The following is a 20,435-nucleotide window of genomic DNA, read 5'->3' on the forward strand; positions in this document are numbered from 1 at the left end:
ATGCAAAATCTGTCACTGAGCCCCGGCCGCGCCACGGCGCTTGCCCTGATCAGCCTGGCCCTGTTCCTTGCGTTCTGGTTCGTCATTCCGGCCAGCGGCCTTGTGTCCGAGCAATTCCTGCCTGGCCCCGTCGCCGTGGTCGAACGCGTCGTGCAGCTGATCAGCCAGCCCTTTGCCGGCGCCACCCTGCCCGAGCATCTTCTGTCGAGCCTTGGCCGGTTTCTGGGCGGCTTCCTGCTGGCGGCGCTGATCGGGGTGCCGCTGGGGCTGATGATGGGCTGGTTCCCGACCATGGACGCCATCGCGGCGCCGCTGCTGGACGGGCTGCGTTTCATCGCCCCCATCGCCTGGGTGCCCTTTGCCGCACTCTGGTTCGGAACCGGCATTGGCGGGCCGATTATGATCATCTTCGCCGGCGCCTTCCCCCCTTGCGTGATCAATGCCTGGCAGGGTGCGCGCTGCGTCGATATCCGTCTGATCGAGGCGGCAAAGATGCTGGGGACCAGCAATTTCGGCATGATCACACGGGTGATCATGCCGGCCTCGATCCCCTCGATCATCGCTGGCTTACGGATCTCGGCCGGGCTGGGCTGGCAGTCTCTGGTCGGTGCCGAGCTGATCGTCGCCTCGACCGGGGTTGGTTTTATGATGGTTCAGGCCCAGGCCAATATCGCCGCCTCTACCGTGGTTGCGGGGATGGTCTCGATCGGCCTCGTCGGCCTCATCATCGACATTCTGCTGCGCCGGCTGGAACGCGCCGTGACGCAAGGCAAACAGGCCTGAGGGAGAGAAAAATGGGTTCCATTCGTTTCGAGAATGCCGGCAAGACCTATGGTTCCGGGCCGGGCGCGTTTCAGGCGCTGCAGAATGTGACACTGGATGTGACCGAGAAGGAATTCGTCGCCATTGTCGGCCCTTCGGGCTGCGGCAAGACCACCTGTCTGCGGATGGTGGCGGGGTTCGAGCCGGTGTCTTCGGGCCGGGTCATGGTCAATGGCCAGGATGTGGTCGCCCCCGGGCCGGACCGCGCGGTCGTGTTCCAGCAATTCGCGCTGTTCCCCTGGAAGACGGTGGCCGAAAACATCGAATTCGGCTTGCGTAACAAGGGCCTGCCTAAAGGGGAGCGCAAGAGCCTGGTCGAGGGTGCCTTGCAGCTGATGGGACTGGAAAGCCATGCCAGCGCCTTTCCGCATCAGCTTTCGGGAGGCATGCAGCAGCGGGTGGCGATTGCGCGGGCCTATGTGCTCGACCCCGCCGTGCTCCTGATGGACGAGCCTTTCGGAGCGCTGGATGCCCAGACCCGGGTGGTGATGCAGGAAGAGCTGGTGCGGCTGGCCCGCGTTCAGCCGCGCACGGTGCTTTTCATCACCCATGGTGTCGAAGAGGCGGTCTACCTGGCCGATCGCGTCGCGATTATGACGAAACGTCCGGGCCGCATCAAGGAAGTGGTCGATGTGCGGGCTATCCGCGAGGCGGAGAAGTGGGACGATCTTGAGCGCATCGAGGATGTGATGGACACGGAATCCTTCATTCATCTGCGCACCCATATCTGGAAATCGCTGCGCGAGGAGAAGGGCGCATCGAAATAAAGACCGACACAAAGACTGGCGCAAAGACTGACGCAAAAACCGGCGCTCTGGGCGGCCCGGAACAACAATCAGGGAGGAATGAATGTCTGTTAAGTTTATGCCGGGCGCGGCCCTTGGCCTCGCCATCACCACCGCTCTTTCGGGCGCGGCTTTCGCGCAGGAAAAGATCACCATCAGCTATCAGCCGGCGATGTATTGGGCGCTGCCTTTGCATTTCGCCAATGAAAAGGGCTGGTGGGCCGAGATGGGCCTCGCGCCCGAATTCGTGACCTTCCCGGCCGGAGCGCCGCAGATTGCGGCAGGGTCTTCGGGGCCCTGGGATGTTGGGATCACCGGCGCGGTGCCGGCGGTTCTGGGCGCCTCGCGGTTCAACATCTCGACCATCGGCATCGCCAATGATGAATCGCGCACCAATGCGCTGGTTGTCGCCGGCCCCGATGCGGAGGCGATCCTTGCCGATCCGATGCAGATCAAGGGCCAGCAGATCCTGCTGACCACCAATTCCACCGTCGACTTCACCGCGCGTAAGTGCCTTGAGAAATTCGGCCTCGGCTATGACGATGTGCGTTTCGTCAATCTGGGCCAGGCCCAGATCATCACCGCGATGTCCTCGGGCAGCGGCTCGGTCGCCGGGGTCTGGGCGCCCAATCTCTACACGCTCGAAGAGAAGATGGGGGCGAAACCCCTGTGCAGCGGCGCCGATGCTGGCGCGGTGGTGCCCAGCCTGCTGATCACGACCGAGGCTTTTGCGGGCGCCTCGCCCGGGCAGATCGAGAAATTCCTTGCGGTCTATCTGCGCGGCTGGTCCTGGGCAAAGGCCAATCCGGAAGAGGCCAGGAAACTGGCGCTGGATTTCTACGCCACCGGCGGTCTGGAAGTGACGCCCGAGTCGATGGAAAAGGAATTCGCGCTGCGCCCGGTCTTCCTGCTGGATGAACAGCTGGCGCTGATGTCGCGCGCGGCCGGGGCGTCGAAGCTGGATGCCTGGGCGGGCGAGATTGGCGCCTTCCTCACCACCGTCGGCACCATCACCGAGGCGCCCGACAGCGCGACCCATATCACCGACAGCTATCTCCAGGCGATTGCGGCGGATGACAAGCTGCGCGCTTTTGCGACCGAATTCGACCCGAAATAAGCGGTCAGGGAACAGGGTAACAGAATGGCCAGAATTGGTTTTATCGGGCTTGGCCGTATGGGTCATGCCATGTCGCGCCAGCTGATCGGCGCCGGGCATGAGGTCACCGTCTACGACATCAACCCGGGCGCAGTGGCAAGCCTTGCCGCCGCCGGCGGTCATGCCGCAGACAGTGCGGCGGCGGCGGCGACGGGGCGCGATTTCGTGGTGACGATGCTGCCGAACGGACCGGATGTCGAAGAGGTGTTGTTCGGATCACCGGGCGTTGCCGCAGCGATGGGGGCAGAGACGCTTTACATCGACATGAGCACCGTCGCGCCTGAGGCGACCGACCGCATTGCCGCGCGGCTGGCGGCGATGGGGATACCCATGGTCGATGCGCCGGTCGGCGGCACCTCGGAATTCGCGGAGCGGGGCCAGCTTCTGATCCTCGCGGGCGGCGACGAAGCGGATGTGACCCGCGCGATGCCGGTCTTTGACGCGGTGGGGCGGGAAACCATCCATTGCGGCGAGAACGGCACCGGCACCCGGACGAAGATCGTCAACAACTTCATGTCGACCGCGCTGAATGTGCTGACCGCCGAGACGCTGGCCTTTGCCGAGGCTGCCGGGCTTGACGTGCAACGCACGGTCAAAGTGCTGTCGGGCACCACCGCCGGCAAGGGGTTCCTGACCGGAGCCTATGCGCGCAAGATCTTTGCCGGGGATATCTCGCCGGAATTCGGCCTTGGGCTGGCGGCAAAGGACCTGACGCTGGCGCTGATCTATGCGGCGGGGCTGAATATGCCGCTGGGGGTCGGTGCGGCGGCCTCGCAGGTCTATCAGATGTCGAAAGCCGAGGGCTTCGGCGGCAATGACTGGTCGGCGCTTCTGGAAACCCTCCGCCGCCGTGCGGCGCTGCCGGAACAAAGCTTCGTCTGACCACACGCATAAGTGCCCCTCCCGGGCGCGGGCGGGATCCCATCGCGGCGGTTTGTGGCCGCGATGGAATCCTTTCCCTGATGCGCGACTGAAAATAATTCTTACACAAAATATTAAGATTTTTAGATTTTCTTGCGAAACCTTCTCCCCTAACCTTAGGGAAGGAAGCCGGCCGATTGCCTCGTTTCCGGGTGTGGCGGCTTTGCACCATTTCCGATTGGCTTCGCCCTGAACGGGCTGAAAGGAGGCCTGGATAAAAGGCCTTGCCGGCAGCGCTTCGCGCCAGGATCCGGCCAGGCGGGCGACCCTATCCACTGGGAACGGCGTTGGGAGGCGTTGTTCCGGCAGATCTAGAGGGAGGAAAGATGCAGCCAAATGATCCGCTGCTGACAGTGCGGGGGGTAACCCTGCAATATAAAACACCAAATCATCTGATCACCGCGACCTACCGGGTCAGTTTCGACGTGTTTCAGGGGGATCGTTTCATCCTGCTGGGGCCATCGGGCTGCGGGAAATCCACCCTGCAAAAGGCGGTGGGTGGTTATATCACACCGACCGAGGGCGAGATGCGGCTGAAGGGGCGCAAGATCACCCAGCCAGGACCGGACCGGATGATGGTTTTCCAGGAGTTCGACCAGCTTCTGCCCTGGAAGACCGTGCGCCAGAATGTGGCCTTTGCCCTGACCGCGTCGAAAAAGCTGTCTGCCCGCGAGGCGGATGAAAAGGCGATGGACTATGTGGTCAAGGTCGGGCTTGAGAAATTCGCCGACAGCCATCCGCATATGCTGTCGGGCGGCATGAAGCAGCGGGTCGCCATCGCGCGCGGCATGGCGATGGAGCCGGATATCCTGTTGATGGACGAGCCCTTCGCGGCGCTGGACGCGCTGACGCGGCGGCGGATGCAGGACGAATTGCTCAGGCTCTGGGAAGAGACGAAATTCACCGTCCTTTTCGTCACCCATTCGATTGCAGAGGCGATCAAGATCGGCAACCGCATCCTCTTGCTGTCGCCGCATCCGGGACGCGTGAAGGCCGAGATGAACAGCACCACCGATCCGCGCAAGGCGGCAGAGCTGGAGCGGCAGATCCACGAGATGCTCTTTGCGCATGAACCCGATGAGGTGGAGCATGTCTGAACCAGTTGCGAGGCTCAGGAATATGGCAGAACCAGGCGTTCCAGGCACCACCGCCGACCGTCCGGAGATCTTTCATCAAGATGTCAGCGGCGGCGACCTGACCATCACCGAACAAAAGCTCTCATGGTTCGAGACGCTTTACCGCGAGGCCTGGCTGAGAAAGCTGGTGATCCTTGTCCTGCTGGCGGGGATCTGGGAAATCTATGGCAGGGCGCTGAACAACGACCTGCTGTTTCCCACCTTTACGGCAACGATATCCGCTTTCTTCAGCGGGCTGATGGATGGCACGCTGCCATCGGCAGCCTGGGGGTCCGGGAAGGTTCTGCTGATGGGCTACGGGCTTGGCATCGCGCTGGCCTCGGTGCTGACCGCGCTGGCGATTGCCTCAAGGATCGGCACCGACTTTCTGGAAACCATGACCTCGATGTTCAACCCGCTGCCGGCGATTGCGCTGCTTCCCCTGGCCTTGATCTGGTTCGGGCTGGGGAATGGCAGCCTGATCTTCGTGCTGGTCCATTCGGTCACCTGGGCCATCGCGCTGAACACCCATTCAGGGTTCCTGGGTGTGTCGAAAACGCTGAAAATGGTTGGCCGCAATTACGGGCTGAGAGGGCCGGCCTTTATCATCAAAATCCTGATCCCGGCGGCGTTCCCGTCGATCCTGACCGGGCTGAAAATTGGCTGGGCCTTTGCATGGCGGACCCTGATCGCGGCGGAACTGGTGTTCGGGGTCAGCTCGGGTTCGGGCGGGCTTGGCTGGTTCATATTTGAAAACAAGAACATGCTGGATATCCCCAAAGTGTTCGCCGGGCTTTTGACCGTGATCATCATCGGCCTTGTTGTCGAGAACCTGATCTTCCGCACCATTGAACGCCTGACCATCCAGCGTTGGGGCGTGCAGCACTGAAACCGGGACTGTCATAACGGGGGCGGGCCGGCCCGGAGGAGGGGTCGCCCGAACCCGCACGAGGGAGGAATGAAGATGAAGCTGAGACTGTCACTTGCGCTGGCCTTCGGGCTGGTCACTGCCGCCCCCGCTCTGGCCGAGGTGGAAACCCTGCGCATGGCGCGGCAATTCGGCATCGGCTATCTGCCGCTGACCCTGATCGAGGAGCAGGGCCTTCTGGAGAAACATGCCAAAGAGGCCGGGCTGGACTTCACCACCGAATGGCTGCGCTTCACCGGCGGTTCGGGGATGAATGAGGCGCTGCTGTCCGGGAACCTTGACATCGCGGCCGGCGGCGTTGGCCCGGCATTGACGATCTGGGCGCGTACCCAGGCCAATCTCAAGGTCAAAGGCATCGCGGCACTGGAATCGATGCCACTTTACCTTGTCACCACCGATCCTGAGGTGAAAGAGCTGAAGGATTTCACCGGAAAGCACAAGATCGCGCTGCCGGCGGTGAAAACCTCGATCCAGGCGATCACGTTGCAGATGGCGGCCGAGAAATATCTGGGCGAGGGGCAGCATGCCGCGCTGGACGCCTTTACCGTCTCGATGGGGCATCCGGATGCGCTGCTGGCGCTTTTGGGCGGGCAATCCGAGATCAGTGCCCATTTCGGCGCGCCGCCCTTCCAGAACCAGGAGCTGAAGGATCCGCGCGCGCATAAGGTGATTGACAGCTATGATGTGGTCGGCGGCCCGCATACCTTCAACATGATCTGGGCCAAGTCGGAATTCGTCGAGGCCAATCCGAAGACGGTGGCGGTTCTGATGGCGGCGCTGGACGAGGCGATGACCTTCATCCGCGAAAACCCGGAAGAGGCGGCGAAGATCTGGATGGGGGCGGAAGCGACCAATCTCAGCGCGGCGGAGGTGATCGAGCTGATCACCGATCCGCGGGTGACCTGGTCGGTGACGCCGGAAGGGATCGGCCCCTATCTCGATTATATGACCCGGGCCGGGCTGATCACCACCGATGTGACCGACTGGAAAGAGTTGTTTTTCCCGACCGCCTTCCCGGGCTGATCGCGGATCACAGACACCTTTGCCCCCGCCCTGTGGCGGGGGCATATTTCTGCGTAATATCAAAGGATCGAAACAATGAGACAGGCAAGGCTCTGGCATTGCAAGGTGGTGGTGGGGTGATCTGAATTGACGGGGGAAGTTCTGGCCTTCCTGCTTGCCGGGGCGCTGGCGGGCGGGTTCATCAATGGCCTGGCGGGGTTTGGAACCGCTTTGCTGGCGCTTGGCTTCTGGCTGCAGGTGCTGCCGCCGGGTCAGGCGGTGTCGATCTCGGTGGTGATGTCGGTGATCAGCGGCCTCCAGGGGGTCTGGATCGTGCGGCGTGAGATCAGCACGCATCGGGTGCGGCTGATGCGGTTCCTGCTGCCGGCGCTGCCGGGAATCCCGCTGGGCGCCATGGTGCTGTCGATGATTTCCGCGCCGGCACTCAAGCTGACCATCGCCGCGATGATGATCCTTTACGGCGCCTTTTTCACCCTGCACCGGTCGCTGCCCAGCATTCAGCGCCCGACGCCTGTGGTCGATTCAACCGTGGGTTTCCTGGGCGGGTTGCTGGGTGGGGCGGCGGGGCTTTCCGGTGCGCTGCCGACCATGTGGTGCGCCATGCGGCCCTGGACCAAGGCCGAGACGCGGGCGGTTTTGCAGCCCTTCAACGTCGTGGTGCTGGCGCTGGCAATGGTGACCTTCGCGCTGCATGGCCAATATACGCCCGAGACGCTCTGGCTGACGCTGATCGCGCTGCCTGCAACGATGATCGGGGCGCAGATCGGCATCCGGGTCTATCGCCGGCTCAGCGATGCGCGCTTTCGCCGGCTGCTGATCGTGCTGCTTTTCGCCTCGGGCCTTTTGATCGTGCTGCGGGAATTGCCCGCGCTGTTCTGATCACAGCGCGGCGATTTCCGCGATCAGCGCCGGTGCGAGTTGCAGCCCGTCGCGCCCGGCCGCGCGCCGCTGATCCAGCCGGCGCGCGCCAGGCAGTCTGGCGCCGGGCTGATCGGTGACCGACCCGGCCAGCATGGCAAACCGCGCCAGCGCATCGGCGCCGAAGGCACCTGGATCCAGCGCGATGATCAGCTGCCCGGTGCCCGGGGGCGGGCCTTTATCGTCGAGGAACGAACTCGCCTCGGCGGCGTAATTGGCACCGATCATCCCGGCGGCCAGCAGCTCGACCATCAGCGCCAGCGCGGTGCCCTTGGCGTCTCCCAAAGGCGCCATCGTCCCCGCCAGCGCGCGTTTTGCATCGGTGGTCGGCTGGCCATCCTCGTCAAAAGCCCAGCCGGGCGGGATCGCCTCACCCTTTTTCGCCGCCGCAACGATATTGCCGCGCGCGACGGTGGAAAGCGCCATATCCACCACCACCGGAGCATCCCCGGGCAGCGGGCAGGCGAATGCGATCGGGTTGGTGCCGAAGACCGCGCGGTTGCCGCCCCAGGGCGCCATCGCCGCCGGCGAATTGGCGAATAAAAGCGCGACCAGCCCGCTATTGGCCAGCCGCTCGACAAAGGCTCCGGCCGAGCCGCAATGATGCGAGCGGGTGACCGCCGCGCAGGCGATGCCTTGCGTACGGGTGACTTCGGGCAGGGTCTCGACCGCCTTGTCCAGCGCCGGAAAGGCAAAGCCGAAACCGGCATCGACCACCAGCGCGCCGGGGCGTGGGCGGCTCACCTGCGGCACCGCATCGCCCCGGACCTTGCCCACGCGCAGCTGCGCCACATAGGCGGGCAGGCGCGAGAGGCCGTGCCCCTTGAACCCATCCGCCTCGGCCTGGACCAGGGCGTGCGCCACGCTGGTGGCGGCGCGCGCGCTGGCGCCGTTGCGGGTCAGGGCGGCGGCTATGAGGTCTCGCGCTGCGTCGAGGGAGAGGGTTTCCATCACAGCGCCTCCGCCATCAGATGTTTGCGCACCGAGGCCACCGTCACCTCTGAAACCCGGCGGTTCGATTCCTGGCTGAGCCCCGCGATATGCGGCGTGAGGATGACATTCGCGAGGCCCTGGAACCGGGCGCAGTCCTCGGGCGGTGGCGGCTCGGTCTCGAACACATCCAGCGCCGCGCCGGCCAGACGGTTCTGACGCAGCGCCCCGGCCAGTGCCGCCTCATCGACCACACCGCCGCGTGCGGCGTTGATCACGATGGCATCGGGTTTCATCCGCGCCAGGGCCGCCGCGCTGATCATATGCCGGGTGCCTTCGGTCAGCGGCACATGCAGCGACAGCACATCCGCGCCCGCCAGCAGCGCCTCCAGCCCGACGGGTCGCACCCGCCCGGTCTTCAGCCCCCAATGTGGCCCTTCCGGCGCCAGATGCGGGTCATAGGCGATGACCTCCATCCCAAGCGCCAGCGCCCGCATCGCTGTCTCGCGCGCGATGGAGCCGAAACCGACCAGCCCCAGCGTTTTGCCGCAGATCTCGCGCCCGTTCATCAGCGCGCCCCGTGCCCAGTCGCCACCGGCGAGGCGCGAGGGCATCGCATGGATGCCGCGAAGCAGCACCATGGCCGAGGAGATCACATATTCCGCCACCGAGATGTCATTCGCGCCCGAGGCCGGGAAGACCGCGACCCCGCGCGCCTTGCAGGCTTCAAGGTCGATATTGTCGAGCCCGACACCCAGCCGCCCGACCACCCTGAGCCGCGGCGCCGCCGCCAGCATCCCGGCATCGACCCGGGTGCGGTTCCTGACGATCACCGCATCCGCCCCCGCCATCACCGCCAGCAGCGCGTCCCGCCGGTCGACAAGGCCCGGGTCGTAAAGGATGTCGCAGCCTGTCAGCCCCGTGCGCAGGATGTCCTCTTCCATAAATTCCGGAACGACGATCTGCATGGTTCTCTCCCCCTGGGGCCGGCATTGATGCGCATATCTTGTATATTTACTCATATATAAGACTTGCTGCCAAAGCAAGACGCTTCCGCCGCGAAAGCGGCATTTCCCCGGGGAGTACTGGCAATGGTCAGGCCAGGGCGGCGGCGATGGCTTCGGGAGAGAAACTGCCCCCTTCGCGGGCCAGTTCAATGGCGCGCAGCACCTCTTCCAGCACCCGCGACTTGGTGCTGTCGCGGCGATGGACCAGTCCCAGATGGCGCACCGGCCCACCCGAAGGCGCCAGTCGAAGCCGTTTCAGCGGCACGATATGCGGCACCTGCACACAGGGTTCCGGCACGATGGAAACGCCCAGATCGGCAAGGACCATGGCATAGATCGCCTCGAGCCCGCCCAGTTCCATGCTTTCCGAGACCTGGATATTGTTGCTTTGCAGCCAGCCCTCGATGATGGTCCCGACCACCGCATCGCGCGAGAACCGGATGAAGGGATGCGCGCGCAGGATCTGCACCGGGTCGGAGGTCTCGATTTTCCCGGACGCGATCAACACCAGCTCTTCCGCCGCGACCGGATGCCAGATCAGATTTTTCGGCAAAAGCGCCGGGCGCGAGACCAGCGCTGCATCCAGCGTATTGCGCTCGACCTCGTTGATCAGATGGGTGGTCAGGCCGGGGAAGAGGCCGACATGCAGATCGGGAAAGCGGGCCTTGAGGATTGCGGTGGCAAAGGGGGTCAGCCCGGTCAGCGTTGTCGGCGCCGCGCCCAGCAGGAATTCACCCTTCAGCCCGTCATCGCCAAGCACCGAGGGCACGATATCGTCATAGGCGCGCACCACCTCGCGCGCGCGGGCCAGCAGGGCGCGGCCAAGCGGCGTGAATTCGGGCGTCCTGGTGGCGCGGTTGAAGATCTGCACCCGCCACTCCTCCTCCAGCGCGCGCATCTGCTGGCTGACGGCGGCATGGGTGACGAAAACCGCCTCGGCGGCGGCGCTGAAGGTGCCGTGATCGGCCACCGCTATCAGCGTTTTCAGCATACGGATCGACACTGCGCTGCCCTTCTGTCCAGGTGGCCGCTGCGAGGTTTGGTAGTGAATTCTTACGTTGATCTGTATCGGGCCGGGATTTGTAAAGAAGAATTTACATATCCCAGGCTGCTGCCCTGGGGTGCGGCCCGACCGTTTGGACGGGCTGGCGGCCTGTGCGCAAGGCACGGCGCCTGCGATAAGGGGGGTGCTGCGATTATAAGCAAATTGTAACCTGTTTATGACATTTGCTGTCGATTATCCGGCAAAGCCCTGCCGGGTGATTTTGAACCGGGGATCGCGCATATTGTGGAAGCTCCGGGCCGATTTTATCGCCCTGATCCTGCGGCGCTCCTCGCATTGCCAGGGGCAGCGCTGTGCTGGCATATGCGGGAAACCAACGGCGGCGCGCCTGCTGATCTCATCCCTGACCACCGGGCGCCGGATCCTGCCCGAGGACTGGCCACAGACGGGTCGCGACGGCGCCGGAGCCGCGCCCGAGGAAGCCTGGAAAGAGGCCAGTATCCGGATGGGCGATCCGCGCCCGCAGCTGGTCGGGCGCTACCCTATCGTAAGCGGTTCTCGTGCGACGTGCCGGTGCCAACCGTGGTCGATGTCGGGGCCATCCGCCCCGTCCGCCTGCTTGACAGCTATCCCGGGGCCGGTCGGCGCAAGCGGGATTGGTTCACTCCCGAAGAGGCCGCGCGCCTCGTGGACGAGCCGGAACTGGCCGGACTTTTGCGCAACAGTGTGGCGCTGATCAGCCCGGCCTGACGGGCGGGGCCACCCGATCCCCCGACATCCTTGCAGTGTAACGAGACAGAATGAGCGGGCAGACCGAACCGCCCCTGCGCGATCAGCCCGAGCCAGGCTGGCAAGTGCCGGACTGCGACCTGAACCGGATTTCGCGGCTGGAGCCTGCCAGTTCCTATGTGGCGCGGCCGCTGGTCGCGGTGGGGCTGGGGTTGGTCTTTGCCGCCCTGGCCGCGCTTTGGGCGGCGGTGGTTTCCGACGGTGGCCCGGGCGGGCTGGTGATCGTGGTGACCTCAGCTTTCGCGGCCTGGCTCGCGCTGAATATCGGTGCCAATGATGTGGCGAATAATATGGGCCCGGCGGTGGGCGGCAACGCGCTGCCCATGACCGGCGCGCTGATCATCGCGGCGATATGCGAGACGGCGCCCTGATCGCCGGGGCGGCTGATCGGTCGCACGAAAGGCGGCATGAATACAAAACTTCATGCCGTAGCCGGTGCTCAGGGCCGCCCGATCCGCATGTCCGTCACGGCTGGCCCGACACCGGCGCCGCTGCCATGCTGAGCAGTCTGCCGCAGGCAGAGTGGATGCTGGCCGACCGGGGCTGCGATGCCGACTGGTTCAGAGAGGCGTTGAAAGACAAGGGGATAAAGGCATGCATCCCCGGCCGGAAGGGCAGGAAGAAAGCCATCAGGCACGACAAACGCCGTTACAAGCGCCGCAACCGCATCGGGATCATGTTCGGAAGGCTCAAGGACTGGCGGCGCGGTGCGACCCGATACGACAGGTGCCCCATCGTCTTCCTGTCAGCCATAGCCCTCGCAGCGACCGTCATCTTCTGGCTCTAAAGTTCATGAGTCTGGAGCCCAGGCCGTACTGATAAGTTTTGCCCATGGTGCGAATGATGCCTCTGACGCGATCGGGCCGCTGGCGGCGATTGTCTCGCTGCTGGATGGCGGTGGCGCTTTGGGTGATGATGATCGGGGCGCCTGGCATCGCGGTCGGGCTCTTGCTGTTCGGGCCGGGGCTGATCCGCATGGTCGGTGTCCAGATCCCCCGGCTGAGCGCGATGCGGGCCTGTTGGGGTGCGCATTCGGCAGCGGTGACGGTGATCGCGGCCAGCTGGCCTGCCGGTCAGCCAGACCCATATCGCCATCGGGGGCATTTTTGGCGTCGGTTTCTTCCGCGAGGGCTGGAGGTGCGGCGGATGCGCCAGCTGACCGGCGCCGTCATATTGCCCGAGATGGTCAGCGAAGAGCGGCGCCGCCGCAAGCTGGTGCGCCGGTCGCATTTTATGACCATCATTGCGGCCTGGGGGATCACCGTATCCGCAACGACGCTTGTTTCGGGGCTTTTTGCCCGGCGCTCTGAGCCTCCGGGCTTCCAAGCAGCAGTGGGGGTTCAGCCGATCTCGATCACAGTGCGGCCGCGGATCCTGCCTGCCACGATCTCTTCGGCCAGTTTCGGCAGATCGGCCATCGGTGCCAGTGTGGTCAGCGCAATCAGCTTGTTGCGATTGAGGTCGCGCTCCAGCAAGGCCCAGGCGCGGTTGCGGCGGGGCTGCGGGGACAGGACCGAATCCACTCCCAGCAGCGCAACCGAGCGCAGGATATGCGGCATCACCGAGCCTGGCAGATCCGCGCCCCCCGCCAGCCCGCAGGCGGCAAAGGCGCCGCCATAGACCGTCTGCGCCAGGGCATTGACCAGGGTATGGCTGCCGACGGAATCGACGCCTCCCGCCCAGCGTTCCGCCTGCAGCATCTTTCCCGGCGCGGAAAGCGTATTGCGGTCGATGATGCCGCTGGCGCCAAGGCTTTTCAGGAAGGTCTCCTCTGACGTCCGCCCGGTCGAGGCGATCACGCTGAGCCCCCGCGCTGCCAAAAGCGAAATCGCCACCGTGCCGACGCCCCCCGCTGCGCCGGTCACCAGGAACTCTCCCGGTTGCGACAGGGTGCCGTGATCCTCCAGCGCCAGCAGGCAGAGCGCCGCCGTATAACCCGCCGTGCCGATTGCCATGGCTTCCAGCGCCGAGAACCCGGCGGGCAGCCGCGTCAGGTGCTGCGCCTTCAGCCGCTGGAACCGGCTGAAACCGCCCCATTCGGTCTCGGAGAGGCCCCAGCCATTCGCGATCACCCGATCCCCGGGCTGCCAGTCGGGCACCCGCGATTCGACCACCACGCCCGCGAGGTCGATCCCCGCCACCATAGGCAGCCGTCGCGCGATACGGCCTTTGCCGGTGATTGCCAGCCCGTCTTTGTAATTCAGGCTGGAATGGCTGATTTCGACAAGCACGTCATTATCCGGCAGATCCGCCAGGCTGAGTTGCGTCAGCGCGGCCCGGTGGCTGCCATTCTCGTCGCTGATCACCATGGCGGGGAAGGTCGTGGTCATCGAGAGCTCCATCCTGGACGCGCTTTGTCTCCTCCATTGCTAACAACTGCCGGGCCTGCCGCAAGGCCCCACGGTCGTGATCAGCCGTCGCGACCCTCTTTGAAGCCAAAGCCCGCCGCCCCGGTGCGGATCAGGACGAACATCACCACAAGGCAGAGCAGGACCCCGGCATTGACCAGGGCTGCAATCGCGTAAAGCTCGGGCTTGATGCCGAACCGCAGCGAGCCCCAGGCGACCGATGGCATCGTCGGCACCGCGCCCAGAGTGTAGAACGAGATGTCGAGATTGTTGAACGCCAGGATGAAGGTCACGATGAAGGCGCCCAGCAGCGCCGGCCAGATATTGGGCAGCGTGATCTCGAAGAAGGTGCGGATGGGGCCGGCGCCGAACACCATCGCGGCATCGTCGAGCTTCCAGTTATAGCGGAACAGCTGCGTTGCGATGATCAGCGTGGCATAGGTGAAGCCGCGCACCGAATTCGCGAGGATCGCCGACCAGAGATTGCCGGGTATATGCAGGAACAGCCCGTTCAGCACCTGGGTCGAGATCCCCAGCAGCACATCGGCGACGAATAAAGGCGCGACCATCATCACGAGGATCAGGGTCTTGTAGCGCGAGCGGTATTTCAGGAGGCTCAGCACCGCCAGCGTCCCCATCACCGTCGAGATCACCGCCGCACCAAGGCCCAGGATCAGGCTGTTCAGAAACGCCTCCTGATAGATCGAGCTTTGCAACAGCGAGCTATAGGCATCCCAGGTGAAGCGGATCGGGTAGGGCCAGACGATATCCTTTGAAAACGAGGCCAGCGTGATGTGCAGGATCGGCACATAGAGAAAGATATAGGTGAGGATCAGAGCTCCGCCGAGGATGATCTTATTGGCGGCTTTGGAGGCGGTGAAATCCATGTCAGTCCCTGCTCCCGGCACCGGTAAAGCCGGCGCGCTTCAGATTGACGAGGCGGCTGATGGTGAGCAGCGTCAGCCCGGCGACGAAGAACAACACCACCCCCATCGCGGCACCCAGGGACCAGGTGCCGGTGGCCGAGAATTGCGACCCCATCGCCATCGCGTAAAGCGTGCCATCGGCGCCGCCGAGAAAGCGGGGCGTGATGGATTCCGCAAGGCTCGGCACGAAAGTCAGCGCGAAGCCGATCACGGTGCCGACCCAGTTCAGGGGCCAGGTGATCTCCCAGAAGGCGCGCATATTGCCGGCGCCGAAAACCTTGGCGGCATCAAGCAGGCGGAAGTTGAAGTTCAGGAGCGAGAGGTAGATCGCGGTGGTGACAAAGGGCAGGTAAAGATAGATCAGCCCGACCACGGTGGCGGTTTTCGTGTACATCAGCGCGTCAATGGGTGGCAGCCCCAGCTTCATCAGCCCGAGATTGACCAGACCAATCGGCCCCAGCACCCCTTGCAGCGCGATCACCCTGAGCACGATCCCGGTCAGGAACGGCACCGCAAGGCCCAGCGTGATCAACAGCTTATAGCGCCCGCCATAGCGGATCACGAAATAGGCCACCGGCCAGGCAATCGCCACACAGGTGATGGAAACGATCAGCGCCGTCAGCACCGAGCGGATCATAAAGGTGCGGTAGCTCGGCTCGGAGAGCACGTCGATATAGTTTTGCAGGTTCCAGTCGGTGATCAGCTGGTAGCTTTCCGTCCGCCAGAAGCTGACCAGCAGGATCGAGGCCAGCGGGATCACGAAGAACAGGGTCAGGAACAAGATGACCGGCGAGGTCAGGATGACAAAGCGCTGGCTTTCATTCAGCCTGAGCCAGCGCTGGAAAAGGCCCCGGTTCATGCGGCGACCTCATCGGCAAAGGCGTCGATCTGTGTCTTGTCCCAGGAGATCAGCACCGCATCGCCTGGCCTGATGGTGGCGCCCGGCTCGATGGCGCTGGCGACGATTTCCTCGCCGCTGCCGAGTTCCACGATATATTCCGCATATTGGCCGCGGAAGATCACGTCGCGCAAGCGGCCGGGGATCCTGCCTTCGGATGCGGCATCCCCGGGCTGGATCAGGGTGTTCTCGATCTTGACATAGACACTGGCGCTGCCGCCATTCACCTGGCGCAGCGCTTCGCCCAAACCGATCCGGTGCCCATGCCACAGGATCGAGCGCTCACCATCCGGCGCGACCGTGACCGGCCCGGAAAACACATTCGAGCGCCCGACGAATTGCGCGATGAATTTGGTGCGCGGGTTGTGATAGACCTCGGTGCGTTCGGCGAAATCCTCGATGCCGCCCTTGTTCACCACCGCGATCTTGTCGCTCATCGAGAGCGCTTCTTCCTGGTTATGGGTGACATAGACGAAGGGGATGCCCAGCTGGATCTGGTAAGAGCGGATCTCCACCTCCATCTCGCGCCTGAGTTCGCGGTCAAGGTTGGCCAGCGGCTCGTCCAGCAGCAGGACCTTCGGGCGGCAGACAAGGCCACGGCCAAGCGCGACGCGCTGCTGCTGGCCGCCGGAAAGCTGGTTCGGGAAACGGTCTTTCAGCGCCGTCAGCGAGAGGATCCTGCAGCACCAGTCGATCCGCTCTTCGCTTTCCGCGCGGCCGAGTTTCAGCATGCGCAGCGGGAACAGCAGGTTTTCCCGCACCGTCATATGCGGGAACAACAGGAAATCCTGGAACACCATCGCAATGCCGCGCTGATAGGGCGGCAGCGCGGTCACGTCCTGGCCATCGATCCAGACCGAGCCGGTGGTCGGTTGCTCCAGCCCCGCGATCAGCCGCAAAAGCGTGCTTTTCCCCGATCCGCTCGGCCCCAGCAACGAGACGAATTCATTCTTTGCAATGCTGAGGTTGACCCCCGACAGCGCGGTGAAGGTGCCAAAGCGTTTGCCGAGGTCTTTGAGTTCCAGATACATCCTGCGCGCCCATGATAAGAGGAGGGGGCCGCACCGCGTATCGGTGCAGCCCGGGAGGGGGTCAGGGATCAGGCGGATTCCATATTGGACCAGACCCGTTCCCATTTCTCGGGCGAGGAGGGCTGATCGAACATGTGGAGGCCCTTGAGTTCCGTGGTGCGGTCCATCAGGAAAAGCTCGCGTTCCTCGTCAGACGAGAGGCTGCGGATGTCGATACAGGTCGAGGTGCCGGCCTTGTCGGCGATCTGTTTCATGTGTTCGGGTTTCAGGATCGTGTCCATGAATTTGTGGCAGACCTCCAGCTTCTCGCTGTCTTCGACGCCCGAGGTGACCATCCAGCTGTCGATCCAGCCCAGACCGCCCTCTTTCGCCTGCAGTTTATGCTGGATATCGGGCACCGTTTCCCCGGCGCGGCGCATGCCCTGGAGCTGGCGGTAGACCTGGCTGAATTCCGGCGCCGCCCAGACAATGCCGGACCGCATCAGGTTGTTCAGCGTGCCAAGATCCTGGTAGCGCGTGGTCAGCAGGCGTTTTTGCGCGATCAGCAGCGCTTCGACGCCGGCCAGTTCCTCATCGGTCAGCACATAGGGGTTGAAGGGCTTGCCATCCGGGCGCGCGGAGCCCTGGGTGCCCATGCGGGCGGTCACAAGGATCGCGGCAAGGGCGATGTTTTCCTCGAACCGGGCGCTGGCCGAGAGGTGGCCGGCATTCTTTTCACTGAACAGCACCTCAAGCGAGCCGACCTCATCGGCGGTGACCTGTTCGGCATTATAGGTGATGCCGTAACCGCCCCAGCAGAAGGGCACGCCAATCGGGGACTTGCCGTCTTCCGAGGTGAGGAGTTCATAATCCGGGTAGGTGAAGGTCGGGAAGGCATTGGCCAATGAGGGGATTTTCGCCAGATCAATGTCGCGGATCAGCCCCTCGCGGAAGTACAGCCGTGACCAGAACCCATCAGCCTGGACCAGATCGAAATCGCGGGTGCCGCCCAGTTTCAGCTTGTTGTAAGCCTCGGAATTACCATCGAAAAAGGTGGTGGAGAATTTGGCGCCATGCTCGGCTTCAAATGCGGCGATCATCTCGGGCAGCACATAGGGTTCCCACATCAGCGCGCGGATTTGCAGCGTCGCGGCTTCGGCGCGGGAGAGGAAGGGCGTGGGCAGGATCGTGGCGGCAGAGGCAAGGGCGACCGCGCCGGTGCCTTTCAAGAGCGCGCGGCGGGAAATCGGTGGTCGGGTTGTGGTGTTGGACATGGTTTGCTCCCTGAATGGCTTTGATCCTGCGAAAACCGGGTCATGCGAAAATTGCTCTGGCTCCGGCGCGGGCAGGATCGTGCCTTGTTGTTGGTCCGTCCCTGATTGGTTGCCCAAAACGGGGCGGATTATTAGAACAAAGAAACTATGAATTGATTGGTCTGGATTATTAATCCGGGGCCTGAGAGCGGCCCTCACAGATCGGCAGAGACCGCTTTGACGATCTTCACGAAGTCCTGGACGCGCGGATTGCCTTCCTTGCGGTAGCCGATGGCGACAATGCAGTTGCTCATATCGGTCAGGGGGCGGAAGGTGACGCCGGGGCGGGCGTAATATTTCGCGGTGCTTTCAGCCGTGATGCTGATCCCCTTATGCGAGGCGACCGCCTGCAACTCGGAATCCAGCGTCGCCGCCTCGACCACCACATTCAGCCGCTGCCCATCGAGCAGGTCGCTTGCCAGCCAGTAATCGCGCCAGACCCCGTCGCCGGGCGCGCCCACGACCGGCATGTCTTTGATATCGGCGATGGTCAGGCTTTCATGCCGGGCCAGCGGGTGGCGTTCGGGCAGGCAGACGATGCGGGGTTCCTCGATCAGCGTGTCGAGGTGCAGGCCCTCGACCCCGATCGGCGGGCGCACGATGGCGCAATCGACCTCGCCATCGCGCAGCCCGCCATCGGGGCGATTGAAGTCGAATTCGGCGAGTTCCAGCGTCACATCGGGGAATTTTTCCTCGAACCGCCGCAGCGCCTCGGGGATGATCTGCACCCCGGTGCCGATCAGATAACCGACCCGGATTTTCGAGCCGACACTGTCCCTCAGCGCCTTGAGCTCGGCGAAATAGCGTTTGATTTCCTGATCGAGATCACCGGATTTCTTCAGCAGCCGCTGGCCATGTTCGGTCAGTTCCACATTGCGGGTGGTGCGGGCGAAAAGCTTGACCCCCAGCACCTGCTCAAAATGGTTGATGGTCTGTGACAGCGCGGGCTGCGACACGCCCAGCTGCTGCGCGGCATCGACGAAGCTACGCCGCTCGGCCACGGCGAGGAAGGATCGGATATGACGCAATTGCAGGCTGTTGATCGACATGGACGGCATCCCTGGCCCGCGCTCTTGCCCGGGTGGGGTCCTGGATCCGGCGCGTTGATTAATAGGCTAGCCGAATAAATACATTCGAACAATGTCATTCTCAGCCGGGGGATGCGGCGACAATGATCGGGGCAGAGAACCCGAACACCCAACAGGAGGCGAGAATGACGGTCATGCTTGATCCCGAGATCGCAAATATCGGCAAAACCAGTTTCATCCATGAACCGCGGGGCGGTGACCCCGGCAAGCTGACGCTGACAAAGGCGCAAGGCACCTATGTCTGGGATGACAAAGGCCGGAAATATCTGGATTTCACCTCACAGGCCTGGTCGAACAACCTGGGCGCCAATGATCCGCGTGTGATCGAGGCGGCGATTGCCCAGACCCGCGAGCTGACCCATGCGCGCCCGAATTTCAACACGCCGGCGCTGCTGGAGCTGACCGCTTTGCTGCGCAGCATAACACCGGGCGATCTGAACCGGATCGGCTATTGCCTGCATGGCAGCTCGGCGGTGGAAATGGCGATGAAGCTCGCCTTCCGCAACCGCCCCGATGCGAAACATATCCTTGTTCTGCAGGATGCCTATCACGGGCGCTCGATCACCACGATGGCGGCAAGCTGGCCGCATCCGAAAAACCCGTTCTCGGCAATCTCGCCCACCTTCCACCGGGTGCCGCATCCCGATGAATACCGCCCCCGCATGGGGATGAGCATCGAGCAGGAGGTCGAGCTGTGCCTCAGCCTGATGGAGGACACCATCACCAGGGGCGTCGATGGCGGCGTGGCGGCGATCATGGTCGAGCCGATCATGGGCAATGGCGGCCATATCGTGCATCCGAAAAGCTATCACCAGGGCTTGCGCGATATTTGCGACCGTCACGGTATCCTGCTGATCTGGGACGAGATTCAAAGTGGTTTCGGTCGCACCGGCGCGATGTTCGCCGCCGATCATTATGGCATCCAGCCCGATATTATGACCTTCGGCAAGGGCGTTGGCGGCGGCTTCCCGCTGGCCGGGATCTTCGCCAGCGACAAGCTGGATGAGTTCCAGGGCGGCGAGGATCAGCTGACCTTCGGCCATTTCCCGATCTCGATGGCCGCAGCCGTGGCCTGCGTGAAGGCGATCATCGCGGATGACCTTTGCACCAATGCCCGCCGCCTTGGCGATTTCGCGACACAGCGGCTGGGCGAGATGTCCGAGCGGCGCAAGCTGATCGGCCATATCCGGGGGCCGGGGCTCTTCGTCTCCTGCGAGCTGGTCAAGGACCGCGTGACCAAAGAGCCCGCGATGCGCGCGGCTTCGGAAGTCTATCGCCGTGGCATCGGGAAGGGCGTGATCTTCGGGGAAAGCCGCTATCTCGGCCTTGGCAATCTGATCAAGGTGAAGCCGCCGCTGGATTGCAGCATCGAGGATATGTCCACCGCGCTGGATGTGTTCGACACCATCCTGGGCGAGCTGGAAGCCGAAGGCATCGCGTAATCCCTGACCCCTG

Annotated in this window: 20 protein-coding genes and 2 pseudogenes; 13 read left to right on the top strand and 9 right to left on the bottom strand. The window is 63.6% G+C overall.

Going from position 1 to position 20,435, the window contains the following annotated elements; genetic code table 11:
- The 8 genes from DRF71_RS12075 (at position 1) to DRF71_RS12110 (ending at position 7,629) form a co-directional block, all read left to right on the top strand.
- Positions 1-783, top strand: a complete 783-nt coding sequence (locus tag DRF71_RS12075) for an ABC transporter permease (protein ID WP_112310766.1) — start codon at positions 1-3, stop codon at positions 781-783.
- 11 nt (positions 784-794) lie between these two features.
- Positions 795-1,589, top strand: coding sequence for an ABC transporter ATP-binding protein (locus DRF71_RS12080; protein ID WP_112310767.1), 795 nt, complete (start codon positions 795-797; stop codon positions 1,587-1,589).
- An 82-nt stretch (positions 1,590-1,671) separates the two neighbouring features.
- The gene (locus DRF71_RS12085) at positions 1,672-2,724 is read left to right on the top strand and encodes an ABC transporter substrate-binding protein (RefSeq protein WP_112310768.1); all 1,053 of its coding nucleotides are present in this window, start codon (positions 1,672-1,674) and stop codon (positions 2,722-2,724) included.
- Positions 2,725-2,748: 24 nt separating this feature from the next.
- Positions 2,749-3,645 (top strand): NAD(P)-binding domain-containing protein, encoded by an 897-nt coding sequence (locus DRF71_RS12090; RefSeq protein WP_112310769.1) that lies wholly within the window; start codon positions 2,749-2,751, stop codon positions 3,643-3,645.
- Positions 3,646-4,010: 365 nt separating this feature from the next.
- On the top strand, positions 4,011-4,781 hold the full coding sequence (locus DRF71_RS12095) for an ABC transporter ATP-binding protein (RefSeq protein ID WP_112310770.1): 771 nt from the start codon (positions 4,011-4,013) through the stop codon (positions 4,779-4,781).
- Positions 4,774-5,688 (top strand): ABC transporter permease, encoded by a 915-nt coding sequence (locus DRF71_RS12100; RefSeq protein ID WP_232831477.1) that lies wholly within the window; start codon positions 4,774-4,776, stop codon positions 5,686-5,688. The genes DRF71_RS12095 and DRF71_RS12100 overlap by 8 nt, the downstream gene beginning before the upstream one ends.
- A 75-nt stretch (positions 5,689-5,763) precedes the next feature.
- Positions 5,764-6,750 (top strand): ABC transporter substrate-binding protein, encoded by a 987-nt coding sequence (locus DRF71_RS12105; protein WP_112311296.1) that lies wholly within the window; start codon positions 5,764-5,766, stop codon positions 6,748-6,750.
- A gap of 126 nt (positions 6,751-6,876) precedes the next feature.
- The gene (locus DRF71_RS12110; protein WP_112310772.1) at positions 6,877-7,629 is read left to right on the top strand and encodes a sulfite exporter TauE/SafE family protein; all 753 of its coding nucleotides are present in this window, start codon (positions 6,877-6,879) and stop codon (positions 7,627-7,629) included.
- Here the strand turns inward: DRF71_RS12110 and DRF71_RS12115 are convergent, their stop codons facing one another.
- The 3 genes from DRF71_RS12115 to DRF71_RS12125 form a co-directional block, all read right to left on the bottom strand.
- Complete coding sequence (locus tag DRF71_RS12115; protein WP_112310773.1) at positions 7,630-8,619, bottom strand: Ldh family oxidoreductase; 990 nt, start codon at positions 8,617-8,619, stop codon at positions 7,630-7,632. It lies immediately after the preceding gene.
- Positions 8,619-9,566 (bottom strand): hydroxyacid dehydrogenase, encoded by a 948-nt coding sequence (locus DRF71_RS12120; RefSeq protein ID WP_112310774.1) that lies wholly within the window; start codon positions 9,564-9,566, stop codon positions 8,619-8,621. Before DRF71_RS12120 ends, DRF71_RS12115 begins: the two co-directional genes overlap by 1 nt.
- Positions 9,567-9,693: 127 nt before the next feature.
- Positions 9,694-10,608 (bottom strand): LysR family transcriptional regulator, encoded by a 915-nt coding sequence (locus DRF71_RS12125; RefSeq protein WP_112310775.1) that lies wholly within the window; start codon positions 10,606-10,608, stop codon positions 9,694-9,696.
- A 567-nt stretch (positions 10,609-11,175) separates the two neighbouring features.
- On the opposite strand from DRF71_RS12125, the gene DRF71_RS12130 reads away from it, so the two are divergent.
- The 4 genes and pseudogenes from DRF71_RS12130 to DRF71_RS28610 form a co-directional block, all read left to right on the top strand.
- Positions 11,176-11,358 (top strand): NUDIX hydrolase, encoded by a 183-nt coding sequence (locus tag DRF71_RS12130; RefSeq protein ID WP_112310776.1) that lies wholly within the window; start codon positions 11,176-11,178, stop codon positions 11,356-11,358.
- A 50-nt stretch (positions 11,359-11,408) separates the two neighbouring features.
- A complete protein-coding gene (locus DRF71_RS12135; RefSeq protein ID WP_408634532.1) occupies positions 11,409-11,768 on the top strand; it encodes a hypothetical protein in 360 nt (119 codons plus the stop codon).
- Between the two features lie 6 nt (positions 11,769-11,774).
- Positions 11,775-12,184 (top strand): annotated as a pseudogene (locus DRF71_RS12140) (IS5 family transposase); the annotation flags it as partial.
- A 22-nt stretch (positions 12,185-12,206) separates the two neighbouring features.
- Positions 12,207-12,690: pseudogene (locus DRF71_RS28610) on the top strand (inorganic phosphate transporter); the annotation flags it as partial.
- Positions 12,691-12,737: 47 nt separating this feature from the next.
- On the opposite strand, the gene DRF71_RS12150 reads toward DRF71_RS28610, so the two are convergent.
- From DRF71_RS12150 to DRF71_RS12175, 6 genes are all read right to left on the bottom strand, one after another.
- On the bottom strand, positions 12,738-13,727 hold the full coding sequence (locus DRF71_RS12150; RefSeq protein ID WP_112311297.1) for an MDR family oxidoreductase: 990 nt from the start codon (positions 13,725-13,727) through the stop codon (positions 12,738-12,740).
- Between the two features lie 80 nt (positions 13,728-13,807).
- Positions 13,808-14,632 (bottom strand): ABC transporter permease, encoded by an 825-nt coding sequence (locus DRF71_RS12155; RefSeq protein ID WP_112310778.1) that lies wholly within the window; start codon positions 14,630-14,632, stop codon positions 13,808-13,810.
- A 1-nt stretch (position 14,633) separates the two neighbouring features.
- Positions 14,634-15,530, bottom strand: coding sequence for an ABC transporter permease (locus DRF71_RS12160; protein WP_112310779.1), 897 nt, complete (start codon positions 15,528-15,530; stop codon positions 14,634-14,636).
- A complete protein-coding gene (locus DRF71_RS12165; protein ID WP_112310780.1) occupies positions 15,527-16,600 on the bottom strand; it encodes an ABC transporter ATP-binding protein in 1,074 nt (357 codons plus the stop codon). Before DRF71_RS12165 ends, DRF71_RS12160 begins: the two co-directional genes overlap by 4 nt.
- 68 nt (positions 16,601-16,668) lie before the next feature.
- Positions 16,669-17,853, bottom strand: a complete 1,185-nt coding sequence (locus tag DRF71_RS12170) for an ABC transporter substrate-binding protein (RefSeq protein WP_112310781.1) — start codon at positions 17,851-17,853, stop codon at positions 16,669-16,671.
- Between the two features lie 194 nt (positions 17,854-18,047).
- The gene (locus tag DRF71_RS12175) at positions 18,048-18,941 is read right to left on the bottom strand and encodes a LysR family transcriptional regulator (protein ID WP_198672181.1); all 894 of its coding nucleotides are present in this window, start codon (positions 18,939-18,941) and stop codon (positions 18,048-18,050) included.
- Positions 18,942-19,105: 164 nt separating this feature from the next.
- Here DRF71_RS12175 and DRF71_RS12180 point away from each other — a divergent pair, with 164 nt between their 5' ends.
- Positions 19,106-20,422, top strand: a complete 1,317-nt coding sequence (locus DRF71_RS12180) for a class-III pyridoxal-phosphate-dependent aminotransferase (RefSeq protein ID WP_198672183.1) — start codon at positions 19,106-19,108, stop codon at positions 20,420-20,422.
- Positions 20,423-20,435: the final 13 nt, after the last annotated feature.

Origin of the sequence: Pseudogemmobacter bohemicus (assembly GCF_003290025.1) — a bacterium.
Lineage (GTDB): Bacteria > Pseudomonadota > Alphaproteobacteria > Rhodobacterales > Rhodobacteraceae > Pseudogemmobacter > Pseudogemmobacter bohemicus.

Bases quoted from the DNA above. Each gene is read 5' to 3' on its own strand.
- DRF71_RS12135 (WP_408634532.1), top strand. From the start codon at position 11,409: ATGAGCGGGCAGACCGAACCGCCCCTGCGCGATCAGCCCGAGCCAGGC.
- DRF71_RS12120 (WP_112310774.1), bottom strand. From the start codon at position 9,566: ATGCAGATCGTCGTTCCGGAATTTATGGAAGAGGACATCCTGCGCACG.
- DRF71_RS12160 (WP_112310779.1), bottom strand. From the start codon at position 15,530: ATGAACCGGGGCCTTTTCCAGCGCTGGCTCAGGCTGAATGAAAGCCAG.
- DRF71_RS12100 (WP_232831477.1), top strand. From the start codon at position 4,774: ATGTCTGAACCAGTTGCGAGGCTCAGGAATATGGCAGAACCAGGCGTT.
- DRF71_RS12090 (WP_112310769.1), top strand. From the start codon at position 2,749: ATGGCCAGAATTGGTTTTATCGGGCTTGGCCGTATGGGTCATGCCATG.
- DRF71_RS12170 (WP_112310781.1), bottom strand. From the start codon at position 17,853: ATGTCCAACACCACAACCCGACCACCGATTTCCCGCCGCGCGCTCTTG.
- DRF71_RS12165 (WP_112310780.1), bottom strand. From the start codon at position 16,600: ATGTATCTGGAACTCAAAGACCTCGGCAAACGCTTTGGCACCTTCACC.
- DRF71_RS12105 (WP_112311296.1), top strand. From the start codon at position 5,764: ATGAAGCTGAGACTGTCACTTGCGCTGGCCTTCGGGCTGGTCACTGCC.
- DRF71_RS12180 (WP_198672183.1), top strand. From the start codon at position 19,106: ATGACGGTCATGCTTGATCCCGAGATCGCAAATATCGGCAAAACCAGT.
- DRF71_RS12115 (WP_112310773.1), bottom strand. From the start codon at position 8,619: ATGGAAACCCTCTCCCTCGACGCAGCGCGAGACCTCATAGCCGCCGCC.
- DRF71_RS12075 (WP_112310766.1), top strand. From the start codon at position 1: ATGCAAAATCTGTCACTGAGCCCCGGCCGCGCCACGGCGCTTGCCCTG.
- DRF71_RS12150 (WP_112311297.1), bottom strand. From the start codon at position 13,727: ATGACCACGACCTTCCCCGCCATGGTGATCAGCGACGAGAATGGCAGC.
- DRF71_RS12155 (WP_112310778.1), bottom strand. From the start codon at position 14,632: ATGGATTTCACCGCCTCCAAAGCCGCCAATAAGATCATCCTCGGCGGA.
- DRF71_RS12175 (WP_198672181.1), bottom strand. From the start codon at position 18,941: ATGTCGATCAACAGCCTGCAATTGCGTCATATCCGATCCTTCCTCGCC.
- DRF71_RS12085 (WP_112310768.1), top strand. From the start codon at position 1,672: ATGTCTGTTAAGTTTATGCCGGGCGCGGCCCTTGGCCTCGCCATCACC.
- DRF71_RS12095 (WP_112310770.1), top strand. From the start codon at position 4,011: ATGCAGCCAAATGATCCGCTGCTGACAGTGCGGGGGGTAACCCTGCAA.
- DRF71_RS12080 (WP_112310767.1), top strand. From the start codon at position 795: ATGGGTTCCATTCGTTTCGAGAATGCCGGCAAGACCTATGGTTCCGGG.